Here is a 16,175-nt window from a genome sequence, read left to right on the forward strand (position 1 = left end):
CCTGCATAATTTTATTCGACGCGGAAAGATTCTTCCAAAGCATGATGATTGGCACCGATTTCAAGTTCAATCATTAACTTCAACCGTGCTTTTTGAGAATTCAATCCATTCGAGAAGATCACGCCCAGTTCTTTTAACTGTTGACCGCCTCCCGTATAGCCGTATACGTCCTGGACAATCCCGTTAAAACAACGGCTGACGATGACGACAGGCATCTGTTCGGTTAACGACTGGATCGCATCGACCAGGCTAGGCGGCACGTTTCCTTGACCGAGAACTTCGAGCACTAGACCGTCGTATCCGAGTTCGCTGATCGCAAGCAGTAAGTCCGGTTCCATCCCGGCATAGACTTTCAAGACAGCGACACGTTTACTCAATTGTGTCACCATATGAGTCGGTTTAAGAAGCGGAGTATTAAATAAGTACACGTGATCTTTTGTGACCATCCCTAAATTTCCAAAATGGACGGATTTGAACGTATCGACTGAAGAAGTATGGGTTTTCGTGACATTAAACGCCGAGTGGATTTCTCCGTTAAAGACGACGAGGACGCCTTTGTCTTGAGCAGCCGCACTGACGGCAACCCGTAAGGCGGTAATCAAATTAAATTCACCGTCTGATCCGACTTCGTTAGACGAACGCATGGCACCGGTCAAGACGATTGGGATAGGAGCTCCGATTGTGAGCTGGAGAAAATAAGCGGTTTCTTCCAATGTATCTGTGCCGTGCGTGATGACGACTCCGTCATATCCACCGGTCTGTAACTCCTCTTTGATGAAATGAGCCAGCCGCAACATGATTTCCGGTGTGATATGTGGAGACGGCAGGTTCGAGAAGTGACGCGTCGTAATGTCGGCGATATCGGTCGCACGTGGCAACGAGGCGTCCAGAGGATTGATCTCATTCGGTAAAACGTGACCGGAATGATTTTGCGCCATCGCGATGGTGCCTCCGGTATGAATCAAAAGTAATTTTTTCATTAAACAGTTGTCGTCGGATAACGAACAACCTTCACCTTCTTTCCGGTCATTTTCATTAACATTGTACCCTTTTTTTCAAGAGAAACAATGGGTGCGGTTTTCTTTTCCGTGAGAAACCTTTATTCTAAGAGAATAGGAAGGGGGAGGAGACGTGTTACCAATCGTTTTCTCAGGAATTGCCCCAGGAATTGCATTGCTGACATATTTTTATTTACGCCACGAACACGAGTCAGAACCCGTAGGCTATATCCTACGTAGTTTTATTTTCGGGATACTTCTTGTTTTTCCTTTAATGTTCGTTGAATACATCATCCAAAGTGAATTTGGTGGACTCGAATCGATTCAATTGGTTCGTTCGGCCGTGACGGAAGAGTTTGCAAAATGGTTTGTTGTCTTTTATACCGTGTATATTCACCAACGGTTTAATGATTATTATGACGGAATCATTTATGCCGTCGCTTGTTCCTTAGGATTTGCGACACTGGAAAATATTTTATATTTAATGGTCAACGGGACGGTTGAACATATGGTTTTCCGTGCCTTGTTACCGGTCTCAGGGCATGCTTTATTTGCAGTCATCATGGGATTTTTTATGGGAAAAGCCAAGTTCTCGACGCATCCGTATCGTTGGCTAGCCTTATCAATTTTCGTTCCGATGATTGTACACACTATCTTTAATTTGTTAATATTGGAAAATGGTGGTATATCGGTTGTGCCGATTTTATTTATGATCGGATTATGGATTGTCGGCCTGTATCAAATTCGAAGCGCCAATCGCTTGAACCAACGACACAACAGAAAAAGTAACTGAATAGAATGGGCTGGGAGAGAGTAAGATGATAGAAACTGGAGATTTAGTCATGTTGACTAACCAAGAGGACCGTCAAGGACGGACGAAAGTGACGGCCGTGACCAACCGGTTAATCTGGATCGAGGCACCGAGTGAAGTTTCGACGTTAAAAACCTTTATTTTATCGGATCAGGAACAAGTTGGATTTTATTTTTTTAAGGAAAAAGGAAAGCTGTATGGATTTGAGACCGAAGTCGTCGAACGTCAAAATGATCCGTTAAGAGGTCAGCGGTATGCGTTACGCCGGCCGAAGGAAGAAATGATCCAGCGTGTTCAGCGCCGGCAGTTCGTCCGGGTGCCTCAATTGTTGGATGTAGCAGTTCACCCGCACAAAACAGCGTTTGAACCGTTCACTTCCGTCACGCTCGATTTATCGGCAGGCGGTATTTTAGTATTGGCAAATCAAATTCCGATCGAAGTAAAGGATGAGCTCGAATTAACCTTCATACTGCCGACGGGAGACGGTGTGACACATACGGTTGATGTATTGGCAGAACTTGTTCGTGTTGACCCGCGAGAGACGCGGTATGAACTGGCCTTTCAATTTACCCGGATCAATGACCGGAGTCGGGAACTGGTCTTACGGCACTGTTACCAAGCGCAAATGAAAAACTCACGGCGTGGAACGAACCCATTCACGTAAGCGTATTTTTTTGCTATGATAACGGTCGATACTATACACCACTTACGTTGGTGAAGATGGAAGGAACGAAGTCACTCATGAAGAAGATTCAAATTGCCTTAGACGGACCTGCAGGTGCCGGGAAAAGTACGATTGCCAAACAGTTAGCATCACATCTTGATTATGTTTATATCGATACGGGAGCCATGTATCGTGCGGTCACACTGGCTGCATTGGAACAAGGACTTGATTTAGAGAACGGACCGGTTCTTGGAGAATTGATGAAATCACTTGATATCCGACTGACGCCGGGCGAACAGGGACAACGTGTGTTCATCGGAGAACGGGAAGTGACGGATGCGATTCGGACAAATGAAGTCACGAACAATGTTTCATTTGTCGCCCGCCAAGCAGAAGTCCGGTCAGCACTGGTCATCGCACAACGTAAACTGGCGGAACGGGGAGGCATCGTCATGGATGGACGTGACATTGGGACGGTCGTCTTGCCGGAAGCCGAGCTGAAGGTCTTTTTGACGGCATCGGTCGAAGAACGGGCCAGCCGCCGTCACCGGGAGAACATTGCCCGTGGAATGGACAGCGATTTAAAGGGGTTACAGGATGAAATCGCGCTGCGCGACAAGCGGGACAGTGAACGAACGGTCTCACCGCTCAAACAGGCAGATGATGCGATTTATCTCGATACGACAGAACTGAACATTGATCAAGTCGTTGCGCGGCTGACTGAACTGGCAGAGGGTGCTTTAAAATGAAACGAAACGAATTTGTCTATCGGCTTGCACGATTCATCGTTCTGATCATTGCCAAAACGGTGTTTCGTTTAAAAGTGACAGGTAAGGAAAATATTCCGTCGGACGGATCGCTTTTAGTCTGTGCCAATCACAGTTCCAACTGGGATCCGGTGTTCTTGGTCAGTGCCATTCCGACAAGTCGCTCTGTCCGCTACATGGCGAAAGAGGAATTGTTCAACATTCCGGTTCTCAAACAAATCATGATTTCAGCCGGAACGTATCCGGTCGGTCGCGGACAAGGCGATCGCCAAGCGTTGAAGCGGACGATTGAATTGCTGAATTCGGATGAAACGGTCGGGATTTTCCCGGAAGGAACGCGGTCAGCTCCCGGCGAGTTTACATCTGCTCAACCCGGCGTCGGATTCTTTGCTTTACGTTCGCCGGCCCAAATCTTACCGATCGCCATCATCGGCGATTACCGTCCGTTCCGCCGGATGCGTGTTGCCATTGGAAAACCGGTTGATATTTCGGATTTAAGAGATCAACGGGGAGCGGCAAAAGCAATTTCCGAACGGATTTTGGAAGAAATTAAAACCGTCTACTTCAATCACGCGTAATGCCTTGACAAATAGTCAGAATTGTAAGAAGTTAGAAGAAGGTTAAACGTATTCATACGTTTCTTGTACTCATCGTGAGGAGGTTGTGTTGGAATGGTCGAAGAAATGAAAGATATGCCTGATTTTGAAATTCATCGGGACCAGGTAGTAACCGGAACGGTCGTGAAGATTGAAGACAAGCAAGCACTCATTGATATCGGATATAAGACAGAAGCAATCCTGCCGATTAGCGAAGTATCGAGTCTCCATCTGGATGACATTCAAGGTGCACTCAAAGTCGGTGATGAACTACAAGTAAAGGTCAAGAAAATTACAGATGAAGAAGTAGTCGTTTCCAAACGTGAAGTCGATGCCTTACAGGCATGGGAAAAAGTTGAGGCGAAATACGCATCGGGTGAAATTTTTGAAGTCGTTGTGAAAGATATTGTCAAAGGCGGACTGGTCGTCGATATTGGTGTCCGCGGATTCATTCCTGCTTCGCTTGTCGAACGCCACTACGTGGAAGACTTTTCGGATTATATCGGTCGGACGATTGCCGTTAAAGTCGTCGAACTGGATCAAGAAAAAAATCGTGTCATTCTTTCGCATAAAGCCGTTGTCGAAGGCGAACTGAATGCAAAGAAAAAAGAGACACTGGAACATCTTGAAGTCGGACAGGTGCTAGAAGGAACCGTCCAACGTCTGACGGACTTCGGAGCATTCGTTGACATCGGCGGTGTTGACGGGTTGGTTCACATTTCAGAAATGGCACATCACCGCGTGGAACGTCCGTCGGATATCGTGACGGAAGGACAAAAAGTTGAAGTGAAGGTCCTTGGTGTTGATCGGGACACGGAAAAAGTCAAACTCTCGATCAAAGAAACGCAACCGGGTCCATGGCAACAGATGGAAGGCAAAATTGAAGCGGGAGACATCGTCAAAGGACGTGTCCGCCGGATCGTTCAATTTGGTGCTTTCGTTGAGCTGGCACCTCAGGTCGAAGGATTACTTCATATTTCGCAAATTGCCAACCGCCATATCGGCTCGCCGTCCGAAGTGCTTGAAGAAGGTCAGGAAATTGAAGCAAAAGTTCTCGAGGTTCATCTCGCGGAACATAAGATTTCCTTATCGACACGTGTGCTTGAACAGGAAGATTCGTCGAATGATGACTACTCTCAGTACACGGATCAAAACGAAGGATTTTCGGTAGCCGATCTTTCTGAGAAGGAATCGGATACAAAAGAATAAGGCAGTAAAAGTGAACACGAAACGTGTTCACTTTTTTATGTTCCGATAGATATGGTATAAAACCGCTTCATTTGGTACAATAGAACGGCTATGAAGCGAGAGAAGAGAAAGAAGGTGTTGGGATGGCAATTCCAGTAGTGGCGATCGTAGGTCGCCCAAATATCGGAAAGTCGACGATTTTTAACCGGGTGATTGGAGATCGGGTTTCGATCGTAGAAGACAAGCCAGGTGTTACCCGCGACCGTATATACGGAACTGGAGAATGGCTGAATCGTCATTTTCATTTGATTGATACAGGTGGAATCGAAGTCGGGGATGAGCCCTTACTTCAAATGATGCGTCATCAGGCGGAGCTCGCCATTGATGAAGCGGACGTCATTATCTTTATGGTCAACGGCCGTGAAGGGATTACGGCAGCGGATGAAGAAGTGGCGAACATGTTATTCCGTTCAAATAAACCGGTTGTCGTCGCTGTTAACAAAGTGGACAATTTTGAAATGCGCGATTTAATGTATGAATTTTATTCGCTCGGATTCGGTGATTTATATCCGATTTCCGGTACACACGGTTTAGGACTCGGAGATATGCTCGACCGCGTGCTTGAACTGGCACCGGATAAAGAAGATATCGAGTACGATGAGGATACGATTAAATTTGCTTTAGTCGGACGTCCGAACGTCGGAAAATCAAGCATGACGAATTCGATTCTCGGTGAAGAACGTGTCATCGTTTCGAGTATCGCTGGTACGACACGCGATGCGATTGATACACCGTTCTCACGGGATGAGGAGGAATATGTCATCATCGATACAGCCGGTATGCGTAAACGCGGAAAAGTCTATGAATCAACAGAACGATTCAGTGTTATGCGTGCACAAAAAGCCATCGAACGGGCAGATGTCGTCTGTGTCGTATTAGATGGTGAAGAAGGAATCATCGAACAAGATAAGAAAGTCGCCGGTTATGCCCATGAAGCAGGCCGTGCCATCGTCATCGTCGTCAACAAATGGGATGCCGTTGAAAAAGACGATAAAACAATGAAAAAAATGGAAGAGGAAATTCGCGAAGAATTCCGGTTCCTTGATTATGCCCCAATCGTTTTCGTCTCTGCGAAAACAAAACGTCGTTTACAAACGTTACTTCCTGTCATCAAACAAGCAGCGAAGAGCCATGCCCAACGTATTCAGACAAGTGTCTTGAATGATGTCATTGTAGACGCTGTAGCGATGAATCCTGCACCAACGGATAAAGGGGTTCGTCTGCGGATTAACTATGCAACACAGGTCGCTTCCCGTCCGCCGACATTCGTTTTATTCGTCAATGATCCGGAATTGTTACACTTCTCATACAAACGTTATCTGGATAACCGGATTCGTGAAGCCTTTGATTTTACAGGAACACCGATTCGGATTCTGGCACGTCAAAAACAATAAGGACAAGGTGAATCATGATGAAAAAAATTGCAGTCATTGGAGCCGGGAGTTGGGGAACCGCACTCTCGCTCGTTTTAGCCGATAACGGTCATGAGGTCATTCTTTATGGTCGGGATCAAAAAAATGTTGATGCCATTAATCAAAATCATGAAAATACGCAGTTCTTACCAGGTGTGACGTTGCCGGAATCACTTTGGGCAACTACTGTTTTAAGCGAAGCTGTCGAAGGGGTATCCCATATCTTGATTGTGACGCCTTCTTCTGCGATTCGTTCTGTATCGCGTCAATTAAACGAATTGTTGACGGAACCGGTCGTGTTGATTCATGCCTCAAAAGGGATTGAACCGAAAACACACTTACGGTTGTCAGAATTGATGGAGCAGGAAATCGATGCCTCCAAACGTTCGGCGATTTGTGTGTTGACCGGTCCATCCCATGCGGAAGAAGTCGCATTACGTAAGCCGACGACCGTAACGGTTGCTTCCACTGACATGGAAGAGGCAGGACGAGTGCAGGAATTGTTTACGAATGATAACTTCCGTGTCTATTTAAACGCCGATATTATCGGAGCAGAACTGGGCGGAGCGTTCAAAAACATCATTGCCTTAGCAGCCGGAATGGCTGATGGATTAGGGTACGGTGATAATGCCAAAGCAGCCTTGATCACCCGCGGGATGGTCGAAATTGCCCGACTAGGCACATTGTTCGGTGCAAATCCGATGACGTTCACCGGTTTAACGGGAATGGGCGACTTAATCGTGACCTGTACATCGGTCCACAGTCGGAACTGGCGCGCCGGAAATGCGATCGGCCGGGGCGAAAAACTTGAAACCGTTCTTGAGAACATGGGAATGGTCGTCGAGGGCGTCCGGGCGACACAAGCCGCTTACGATTTAGCAGAAACGAAACAATGTGAGTTACCCATCACGACAGCGCTCTATCATGTCTTATTCGACGGACATACTCCGGCAGAAGAAGTACAGAAATTGATGCGCCGTCCGCAGAAAAATGAGATTGAACATCTGTTTACGATGAAAGATTAACGGAGTGGGGTGGAAACCTTGAGTCCTGGATTACTAAAAATGTGGATTTCGTTTGCCGGGATTGGTTTGTTTGCGATCAGTGTCTTATTGGTCACAATCAGTCGGACGAAATTATCCGGTGCTTGGCAATTCTTGATGTCGACCATTGCTTTTCTTTGTTTTATCGTGGCATCGATCATCATGGTCTTTATCGTCATGGCAGGTCCGAGTGCATGAAAAAACTTTTAATAGTCTTTATGCTGATTCCGGTCATGTTGTTGTCGGGCTGTTTATTTCCGGACAGTCAAAAACCGTCGAATCGGGTTCCGTATCCGGAACAAATTCGAACGGTTCAAAATGCAGTAGACGCCTATCAAAAAGATACCGGCGTTTTGCCGATTAAAACAAGAGAAGCGGATACACCATTAATGGAACGGTATCAAATCGAACTCGGACGTCTGATTCCACGCTATATGAGCGACCCTCCTCCCAACAGTTTTGAAGGGGGCGGGACCTTCATTTATTTACTCGTGGATGTCGAGAAAAAGCCGACGGTTAAATTGATGGACTTGCTTGTAGCAGAAGAACTTCAAAAGCTTCAAGTCCGCATTGATACGTACCGTAAGAAAAATGACAAATATCCTTTCAAAGGTTCGATCGGGAAAAATCAGTTTACGCTTGATTATAAGAAGCTGTTTATTAAAGAGGAACCGAAAGTACCGAGTCCGTATTCCGATGAAAAACTGTCGATCTATGTAGACGGTCAGGGGCAGTTGTTTATCAACTATTTGCCTGAACTTAAAAAAGCGGTCGAAACAGCGAAGAAAAAGCCGAAAGTCGGCCAAGATATTCGGCATTTGCTCTACGATGAGCAACCATTTGTTCCTGCATACTCCCAAAGTTACACAATCAACAAAAAAGGCGAACCTGTGTTTTCTGAGAAATCGATCGAAGAATCAGAAAATTAATGGGGATTCTAACGAAAATGTTGTAATATCAACGTTTATAAGGTATGATTAGCCTCGAAGAAGTGATTGGGAGGGGGTGAACGTAATGAACAAAACTGAACTCATTCAAGCAGTTGTCGAAAAATCAGGTCTGACTAAAAAAGACGTGACGAAAGTTGTCGAATCAACATTCGAATCGATCACTGAGACACTTCAGTCTGGAGAGAAAGTCCAATTGATTGGCTTTGGTAACTTCGAAGTCCGTGAACGCGCAGCTCGTAAAGGTCGCAACCCACGTACAAAAGAAGATATCGAAATCCCAGCAAGCAAAGTACCGGCTTTCAAACCAGGTAAAGCATTGAAAGATGCTGTTAAGTAATTCGGCTACATAGTCGTTCGAGGAATTCCTCGGACGGCTTTTTTTGTGGACATTGAGAGACGAGAAAACGAACTGATTATGGTATATTAAAAAAGAAGAAAATCCATCAACGAGATGGCACTGGAGATCGGGGGGTAAAAGCATGAATCATCAAGAGCTGCTCGTGGAAGAAATGATCACCGCACTCACTACAAAACAAACGACACAATTGGCTCGGCATGTGGATTTCCCTTCCATCAATCGTGAACAAATCAGTTGGTTGATCGATGTCGCCCAAAATGAAACGTTGGCTTGGCAATCACTTGTCAAAGGTGTGCATTATGCACAGGTGGCCTTACTGTTACATGAACGTGTCGGAGAGACCAAAAGAGGTTCGAAAGAACGACAACTGCTGGTTCTGGCGGGAGATTTATTTTCGAGCTACTTCTTTGAAGAATTGGCGTCCCTTCCCCAAACGGCACTCGTAACACTCGGGCGGACCGTTCAGCATGTGAACGAAGCGAAATGTGCCCTTCATGAGGAAAACTACGATTCAACCGAAGAGTATGTCTTATTATGGTTAAAGGCAGAATTCGGATTGGTTCAAGGACTAGCAGCGATTAGCGGAAGAGACTGGTTGACGGAGGACGGACAACGTTTGATTCGTCAACGGGCACAAAGCTTACAATCAAGTGCTCAACAACTGTTATTATCTCATCTGGAACAGATGGCAGTAGCGTAATATCTTCGAAAGGGTGAACTGCGTGCAGACACAAGAAAAAGAGAAAAAAGTATATGAAGTGTTTCAATCGATTTCAAGCAATTATGATCAAATGAACTCCATCATCAGCTTCCGCCTTCATAAATTGTGGAGAAAAGAAACGATGCGCCGGATGAACGTATTTCCAGGTGCAAAGTGTCTCGACTTATGTTGTGGAACCGCTGATTGGACGATTCAGCTTGCGAAAGCAGCCGGTCCGACCGGTGTCATCAAAGGACTTGATTTTTCCGAGAACATGCTGAAAGTTGGTGTCGAAAAAGTTGAAGCGCTTGAGATGAAAAATGTCGAGTTGATTCACGGGAACGCGATGGAGCTTCCGTTTGGCGATCATTCGTTTGATTTCGTGACAATCGGATTTGGACTGCGGAATGTACCGGATTATTTGCAGGTCATCAAAGAAATGCACCGTGTCCTAAAACCGGGCGGGACGGTCGTCTGCCTTGAGACAAGTCAACCGACAGCACCGCTGTTTAAGGAAGCTTACTCCCTGTATTTCGGAAAAATCATGCCGCAGGTTGGTCGTTTGTTTGCCAAATCCTACGATCAATACAACTGGTTGCAAGAGTCAACTGAAGTTTTCCTTGATCGTGTCGAACTGAAACAACTGTTTGAACAAGCCGGATTCATGCAAGTGGAAGTCAAAGCATTTGCAGGTGGGGCGGCTGCAATGCACCTCGGAAAGAAGTGGTGAGATGTCACTGCATTCTATTTATCGAGACGTAACCAAAGAAGTAAATTTAGTGGATCAATTTTTGATCCGTCATATCGCATCGAGCGATCCGACCATCGATGCTGCCGGACAACAATTGCTTCAAGCAGGCGGTAAACGCATTCGGCCGGCCTTTGTGTTGCTCGCATCAAAGTTCGGTCAGGCCGATCGTGATGAGCTTGTGCGTGTTGCAGCCAGTCTTGAACTGGTCCATATGGCTTCACTTGTCCATGATGATGTGATTGATGACGCTGAACTGCGGCGCGGCAAACCAACCGTCATGCAACACTTTGATGAAGAAGTTGCACTCTATTCCGGTAACTTTTTATTTGGTGAGGCAGTTAAACTGATTGGGGAAGTTGGCAAACCGGAACTGGTTCAGGTGATGGTCCATGCGATGCGTGAAATCTGTGAAGGCGAAATCGAGCAGATTTACGATCAGTATGACTGGGAACAATCGATCAAACGGTATATTAAACGGATCGAGCGGAAAACGGCCATCCTGATTGAAGCCAGCTGTCATCTCGGGGCGATTGTCGCGAACTGTTCACCGGAAGATACGAAGGCGTTACGACAATTTGGGCGTGACATTGGTCTAGCTTTCCAAATTGCAGATGATTTGCTTGATTTTACAGCGAAACGGACTGAACTTGGAAAACCTGTCGCAGAAGATTTGCGTCATGGTCATAAAACATTGCCTGTATTTTATGCGTCGGAAGATCGAGAATTTTTCCGGGAATTACAAAAGATTCGTTCAATGCCGAGTCATGAAGAGGTGGCTCCTTTACTGGACCGGTTGCAACGATCAGATGCGTTGGAACGAACGCAACAAACCGTTGATTTATACATTCGGCGGGCGATTCTCCGCTTGAATCATCTCCCGAAATCATCAGCGAAACGGTCCTTGGAAGAAGTCGCCCGGTATGTCGGGAAACGTAAAGGTTGAAAAAATGTAAAAAATTTCTTGCCGCTTGTCCATTTACGCAGTAAACTTACTATGTAAGCGCTTTTTTATCTGTATTTCATAGGGGGAACTAGTAATGGAGCAAACGTTTTTAATGGTAAAACCGGATGGCGTTGAACGAGGTTTGATTGGGGAAATCATCGCTCGTATCGAACGTAAGGGATTCGTAATTCGTGAAATGAAAATGATGCAGGTGACTGAAGAATTAGCACAGGCTCATTACGCGGAACACACAGAAAAACCATTTTTCGGAGAGTTGGTCACTTTCTTGACATCTGGTCCTGTCGTCGCACTTCGTGTTGAAGGCGAAGATGTAGTCACGGTTTCGCGGATGATGATTGGTAAAACGAAACCGACGGAAGCACTACCGGGAACGATTCGGGGCGATTTTGCAAACACGATGAGCGAGAATGTCATTCACGGTTCAGACAGTGTTGAAAGTGCCGAGCGTGAACTCGGTCTTTGGTTTCAAGGACAACCGTTAAACGTTTGAGGTCAGCAAGACGATTGAGCAACTGCTCAATCGTCTTTTTTGTTTTTTGGAAAGGAAATGGCTTTATGCTAAGATAGAAAATAAGACAGGGAGTGCCTGAAAAGCAATCCCACCAGAGAGAGGATTTGTGAGGTGGACTATGCAGGACTATGAGCTTTTCATCCAACGTTTCTTGAAAAAATCAGGAATTGATTTAGGACAATATAAAGAAGCCCAGATGAAGCGGCGATTAACAGCATTACGTGATAAAAAAGGATACAGTACATTTGCTTCTTATATGCAGGCGATGGAAAAAAGTTCAACTTTGTATGAAGAATTTTTGGATCGGATGACGATTAACGTCAGTGAGTTTTTCCGGAATCCGATTCGATGGCAGCAACTGGAGCAAGATATCTTGCCGGTGTTGCAAGCCCGTGCCCACGGACGGATTCGGACGTGGAGTGCCGCCTGTTCGACAGGTGAAGAGCCGTATTCGTTGGCGATGATCCTAAACGAAAAGCTCGATCCGGCACAATTTACGATTCAAGCAACGGACTTAGATGAGTTAGTCCTTGAGAAGGCAAAACAAGGCCGCTACGGAGCGTCCGCTCTGAATGAAGTGGAAGCAGGACGGAAAAAACGTTATTTCATCGAACAAGAACAACAGTTTGAAGTCGTTCCTGAAATCAGACGTCTCGTTCGATTCAGTAAACATAATTTACTCGGTGACCGGTATGATACAGGATTTGATTTGATCATCTGCCGGAATGTCTTGATTTATTTTACTGAGGAAGCCAAGGCACATGTCTATCGGTCATTCGTCGACGCTTTAAAACCGGGGGGCATTTTGTTTGTCGGCGGAACAGAACAGATTTTCCAACCGGAACGATTTGGCTTAAAAATGAAACAAAGCTTTTTTTATGAAAAAATCTAACGGATAGAAGGGGATGAGGCAACATGCGTTACATGACAGCAGGTGAATCACACGGTAAAGGATTATCGGTCATCATCGAAGGAATCCCTTCTGGTCTCATCATTGATTTTGATCAAGTGCAACGTGAGATGACACGACGTCAAGGTGGTTACGGTCGTGGACGGAGAATGCAAATCGAACAGGACGCGGTGGATGTCCGCGGGGGGATCCGGCACGGCTATACGACGGGCGCACCGATCAGTCTGTTCATTGAGAATAAAGACCATACGCACTGGACGAAAGTCATGCAGGCCGAACCGTTGCAGGAGGAACTGGAACGTCCGCGGACACTGACACGTCCACGCCCGGGTCATGCTGATTTGGTCGGCGGATTAAAATACGGACACCGGGATTTACGCGATGTCCTGGAGCGTTCGTCCGCCCGGGAAACGGCAGCGCGTGTCGCGGTCGGTGCCATTGCCAAACAACTGCTCGGTCAACTGGGGATTGATGTGTTTTCTCATGTCCGCTCCATCGGAGGCATCGATGCGGATTTCGTCAACCCGATGGAGTACCGGGAAGTGATTGAGACGTCGCCTGTTCGCTGTGCCGACGAAGCGGCAGCAGAGCGGATGATGGCAGCGATTGACCAAGCTAAAAAAGACGGGGACACATTAGGCGGAGAAGTCGAAGTCGTCGTGACAGATATGATGCCGGGAATCGGCTCCTTTACACAAAATGAGACGAAACTTGACAGCCGGATCGCCCGTGCCGTCATCAGTGTCAATGCGATGAAAGCAGTCGGGTTTGGCGACGGATTTGATTTGGCGCGCAGAAAAGGTAGTACGGTCCAGGATGAAATCCTGCATGACGAAACCGGGTATTTCCGTAAGACGAATCATCTGGGCGGGATTGAAGGCGGAATGTCGACCGGAATGCCTATTCGGGTCCAAGTGGCGATGAAGCCGATTCCGACGTTATATCGTCCTCTCCAGTCCGTCGATATCGAAACAAAGGAGCCATTCGTCGCTCAGGTCGAACGCAGTGACGCCTGTGCCGTTCCGGCGGCAGCGGTCGTACTGGAAGCCGTCGTAGCCGTCGAGATTGCGGCAGCTGTTCTTGAGATGTTCGGTACATCGACGCTTGACCGCCTGAAACAGGCTGTCACAGCTTACCGGGAGGAGGTGCGTCTCTTTTGACGCATCTGACTATCCGGGCGAGCCGTCCTTATTCCGTCTATGTTGAACCGGATGCCATCCGACGGATTCATGAAGTGAAACAAGCGCAGGAAGCGGATCGGTTCTGGATCATTACGGATCAGACCGTGGCGGATCTGCATATGGCGTCAATCCGCCGTCAACTTGAGAATGTTTTTCCGGTGACGGCTCAGCATGTCAGTACCGTCGAGCCGGGGGAAGGAAGTAAATCCTTATCCGTCTATCAACGGTTGCTGGAAGAAGGAATTGAGCAGGGTGCAACACGAAAGACGATGATTCTTGCCGTCGGAGGCGGTATGATCGGTGATTTAGCGGGATTCGTTGCAGCGACTTTCCTACGTGGTGTTCCTTTCCTTCAAATCCCGACGACATTGCTCGCACATGATTCGAGTGTCGGCGGAAAGGTTGGATTAAACTTACGTTGGGGTAAGAACTTAGTAGGTGCTTTTTATCAGCCGTCTGCCGTTTTATACGATCCGGCCTTTTTACAAACGTTGTCCGACCGCGAATGGAGAAGCGGTTTTTTTGAATTACTGAAGCATGGATTATTGGCGCGTCCGACTTTTGCGGAAGAGCTGATCGGACTGGGACTTTCAGATATCAAACAATTACCGCTCGCTGACTGGATTTCAGCCGGCATACAGGTGAAACAGCATATCGTAGAACAGGATGAACGGGAAACCGGCATCCGTGCCTTTTTAAACTACGGGCATACTTTCGGCCATGCCGTCGAATATGCGAGTGAGGATCTGTCCCACGGAGAAGCAGTCGGGATCGGGCTGGTTTTTGTATCAATCCTTGAAGGCAACGAATACCAAACCAACCGATTGGTCGAGCTGATTCACCGGCTTGGTGTTGTGTTACCGGAACGTCAACCGTTTGAAAGATACTTGGAATTGATGAAACGCGACAAAAAAAATGATGTATCGATTCGATTTGTAGTAAAAGGTCAAGATGGATTTTCTTTGGAAGCAATCGATCAGAAACGTCTAAAGAATGCATATGATCAAACAGTGAGGTGTTTACATTGGGCTTAAGAGGGACGGTACGTGTACCGGGCGATAAATCGATGACCCATCGTGCTTTTTTGATGGGTGGAATCGCAGAAGGAACAACAGTGATTTCGAATGCCTTGTTAGGGGCAGATTGTCTGGCGTCACTCGCAGCAGTCGAGGCACTTGGCGCACACGTTCAGCAGACGGAACAAGAAATTCGGATTACCGGGACCACTGCTCTAAAGGCAGCAACGATTGACTGCGGTAATTCAGGAACGACGATTCGTTTACTGAGCGGTATTTTGGCAGGTAGTCAGGAAACGTACACCTTGACAGGAGACGAGTCATTGCAACGACGGCCGATGGACCGGGTGACCGTCCCGCTTGCGACACTCGGAGCGGACATTGAAGGGACATACGCGCCGCTGACGATCCATGGTCAACCGCTTGTCGGGACAACCTATACGTTGCCTGTTGCGAGCGCTCAAGTCAAAAGTGCGGTTTTACTGGCCGGATTGTTTGCGACCGGCGAGACGATAGTTGTCGAACCGATTCTGTCACGGGACCATACAGAACGGATGTTGCCGAAATTCGGAGCCGACCTGACTATTCAAGAACAGGAGCAGGGACGGAAAATCCGTCTGCAAGGACCGGTCCGCCTGCAAGCCACAGAAATCGACATTCCGGGTGATCCTTCTTCTGCTGCTTTTTGGTGGGCGGCAGCTATCTTAGGAGCCGACAGTCGGATCACGACGGAACATGTCTTGATGAATCCGACCCGGACAGGATTTTTACAAGTCTTACGGCAGATGGGAGCCAGTGTCGAAATCACGAACCGTCGGGAAACGGCGGGGGAAGAGACGGCTGACATGACGCTGATGACGACTTCCCTGCAAGCTGTAGCGATTGAAGGGGAGCAAATTCCTTCGTTGATCGACGAAATTCCGTTGCTTGCCCTGCTTGCGACACAAGCCGAAGGACGGACCGTCATCCGGGATGCAGCGGAACTGCGTGTTAAAGAGACGGACCGGATCGAGACGGTCGTTTCGACGCTGCGAAAGATTGGTGCGCAGATTGAAGCGACGGAAGACGGCATGATTATTGACGGACCGACACCACTTGTCGGAGCGACGGTCGACAGTGCAGGAGACCATCGTCTGGCGATGATGCTGACGATTGCTGCGACATTACAGCCGGAAATCGAGGTCCTTGGGAATGAAGTAGTTGAAGTCAGCTACCCGACGTTTTATGATGATTTAAAGACACTGCAACAAACGAATCCCTGAAAAGATCTCGAACAGTGAAATAGAGGAAAGTGA

General features: G+C 47.2%; 19 protein-coding genes. 18 read left to right on the forward strand and 1 reads right to left on the reverse strand.

The features are described from left to right. Positions 1–11 precede the first annotated feature (11 nt). A complete protein-coding gene (locus KNQ07_RS02150) occupies positions 12–980 on the reverse strand; it encodes an asparaginase (protein ID WP_041261650.1) in 969 nt (322 codons plus the stop codon). Positions 981–1,131: 151 nt separating this feature from the next. On the opposite strand from KNQ07_RS02150, the gene prsW reads away from it, so the two are divergent. From prsW to aroA, 18 genes are all read left to right on the forward strand, one after another. Continuing rightward, on the forward strand, positions 1,132–1,791 hold the full coding sequence (gene prsW / locus KNQ07_RS02155; protein ID WP_012370680.1) for a glutamic-type intramembrane protease PrsW: 660 nt from the start codon (positions 1,132–1,134) through the stop codon (positions 1,789–1,791). A 25-nt stretch (positions 1,792–1,816) separates the two neighbouring features. After that, positions 1,817–2,473, forward strand: a complete 657-nt coding sequence (locus tag KNQ07_RS02160; RefSeq protein WP_214764230.1) for a flagellar brake protein — start codon at positions 1,817–1,819, stop codon at positions 2,471–2,473. 77 nt (positions 2,474–2,550) lie between these two features. Next, a complete protein-coding gene (cmk, locus tag KNQ07_RS02165; protein WP_012370678.1) occupies positions 2,551–3,222 on the forward strand; it encodes a (d)CMP kinase in 672 nt (223 codons plus the stop codon). Continuing rightward, entirely contained in the window at positions 3,219–3,818 is a 600-nt protein-coding gene (locus KNQ07_RS02170) for a lysophospholipid acyltransferase family protein (RefSeq protein ID WP_214764238.1), read from the forward strand. The genes cmk and KNQ07_RS02170 overlap by 4 nt, the downstream gene beginning before the upstream one ends. 93 nt (positions 3,819–3,911) lie before the next feature. Then, positions 3,912–5,045, forward strand: a complete 1,134-nt coding sequence (rpsA, locus tag KNQ07_RS02175) for a 30S ribosomal protein S1 (RefSeq protein WP_012370676.1) — start codon at positions 3,912–3,914, stop codon at positions 5,043–5,045. Between the two features lie 122 nt (positions 5,046–5,167). After that, on the forward strand, positions 5,168–6,478 hold the full coding sequence (der, locus tag KNQ07_RS02180) for a ribosome biogenesis GTPase Der (RefSeq protein ID WP_214764251.1): 1,311 nt from the start codon (positions 5,168–5,170) through the stop codon (positions 6,476–6,478). A 17-nt stretch (positions 6,479–6,495) separates the two neighbouring features. Next, complete coding sequence (locus KNQ07_RS02185) at positions 6,496–7,521, forward strand: NAD(P)H-dependent glycerol-3-phosphate dehydrogenase (protein WP_214764258.1); 1,026 nt, start codon at positions 6,496–6,498, stop codon at positions 7,519–7,521. Positions 7,522–7,539: 18 nt separating this feature from the next. Beyond that, on the forward strand, positions 7,540–7,737 hold the full coding sequence (locus KNQ07_RS02190) for a DUF2768 domain-containing protein (RefSeq protein WP_251135900.1): 198 nt from the start codon (positions 7,540–7,542) through the stop codon (positions 7,735–7,737). Next, complete coding sequence (locus tag KNQ07_RS02195; RefSeq protein WP_012370672.1) at positions 7,734–8,468, forward strand: hypothetical protein; 735 nt, start codon at positions 7,734–7,736, stop codon at positions 8,466–8,468. Before KNQ07_RS02190 ends, KNQ07_RS02195 begins: the two co-directional genes overlap by 4 nt. Positions 8,469–8,553: 85 nt before the next feature. Further along, the gene (locus KNQ07_RS02200; RefSeq protein WP_012370671.1) at positions 8,554–8,826 is read left to right on the forward strand and encodes an HU family DNA-binding protein; all 273 of its coding nucleotides are present in this window, start codon (positions 8,554–8,556) and stop codon (positions 8,824–8,826) included. 142 nt (positions 8,827–8,968) lie between these two features. Next, the gene (locus KNQ07_RS02205; RefSeq protein WP_012370670.1) at positions 8,969–9,547 is read left to right on the forward strand and encodes a heptaprenyl diphosphate synthase component 1; all 579 of its coding nucleotides are present in this window, start codon (positions 8,969–8,971) and stop codon (positions 9,545–9,547) included. Between the two features lie 22 nt (positions 9,548–9,569). Beyond that, positions 9,570–10,277: a demethylmenaquinone methyltransferase gene (locus tag KNQ07_RS02210; RefSeq protein ID WP_012370669.1), complete on the forward strand. Its 708-nt coding sequence runs from the start codon at positions 9,570–9,572 to the stop codon at positions 10,275–10,277. Position 10,278: 1 nt separating this feature from the next. After that, positions 10,279–11,241: a polyprenyl synthetase family protein gene (locus KNQ07_RS02215; RefSeq protein WP_214764266.1), complete on the forward strand. Its 963-nt coding sequence runs from the start codon at positions 10,279–10,281 to the stop codon at positions 11,239–11,241. A 94-nt stretch (positions 11,242–11,335) separates the two neighbouring features. After that, the gene (gene ndk, locus KNQ07_RS02220) at positions 11,336–11,752 is read left to right on the forward strand and encodes a nucleoside-diphosphate kinase (RefSeq protein ID WP_214764275.1); all 417 of its coding nucleotides are present in this window, start codon (positions 11,336–11,338) and stop codon (positions 11,750–11,752) included. Positions 11,753–11,891: 139 nt separating this feature from the next. After that, on the forward strand, positions 11,892–12,665 hold the full coding sequence (locus KNQ07_RS02225) for a CheR family methyltransferase (protein ID WP_012370666.1): 774 nt from the start codon (positions 11,892–11,894) through the stop codon (positions 12,663–12,665). Between the two features lie 23 nt (positions 12,666–12,688). After that, positions 12,689–13,843, forward strand: a complete 1,155-nt coding sequence (gene aroC, locus KNQ07_RS02230; protein ID WP_214764286.1) for a chorismate synthase — start codon at positions 12,689–12,691, stop codon at positions 13,841–13,843. Beyond that, positions 13,840–14,898, forward strand: a complete 1,059-nt coding sequence (gene aroB / locus KNQ07_RS02235) for a 3-dehydroquinate synthase (RefSeq protein WP_012370664.1) — start codon at positions 13,840–13,842, stop codon at positions 14,896–14,898. Before aroC ends, aroB begins: the two co-directional genes overlap by 4 nt. Further along, positions 14,889–16,142 (forward strand): 3-phosphoshikimate 1-carboxyvinyltransferase, encoded by a 1,254-nt coding sequence (gene aroA, locus KNQ07_RS02240; protein ID WP_214764290.1) that lies wholly within the window; start codon positions 14,889–14,891, stop codon positions 16,140–16,142. Before aroB ends, aroA begins: the two co-directional genes overlap by 10 nt. Positions 16,143–16,175 lie beyond the last annotated feature (33 nt).

This window comes from Exiguobacterium sp. s145 (genome assembly GCF_018618835.1).
Taxonomy (GTDB): domain Bacteria; phylum Bacillota; class Bacilli; order Exiguobacteriales; family Exiguobacteriaceae; genus Exiguobacterium_A; species Exiguobacterium_A artemiae.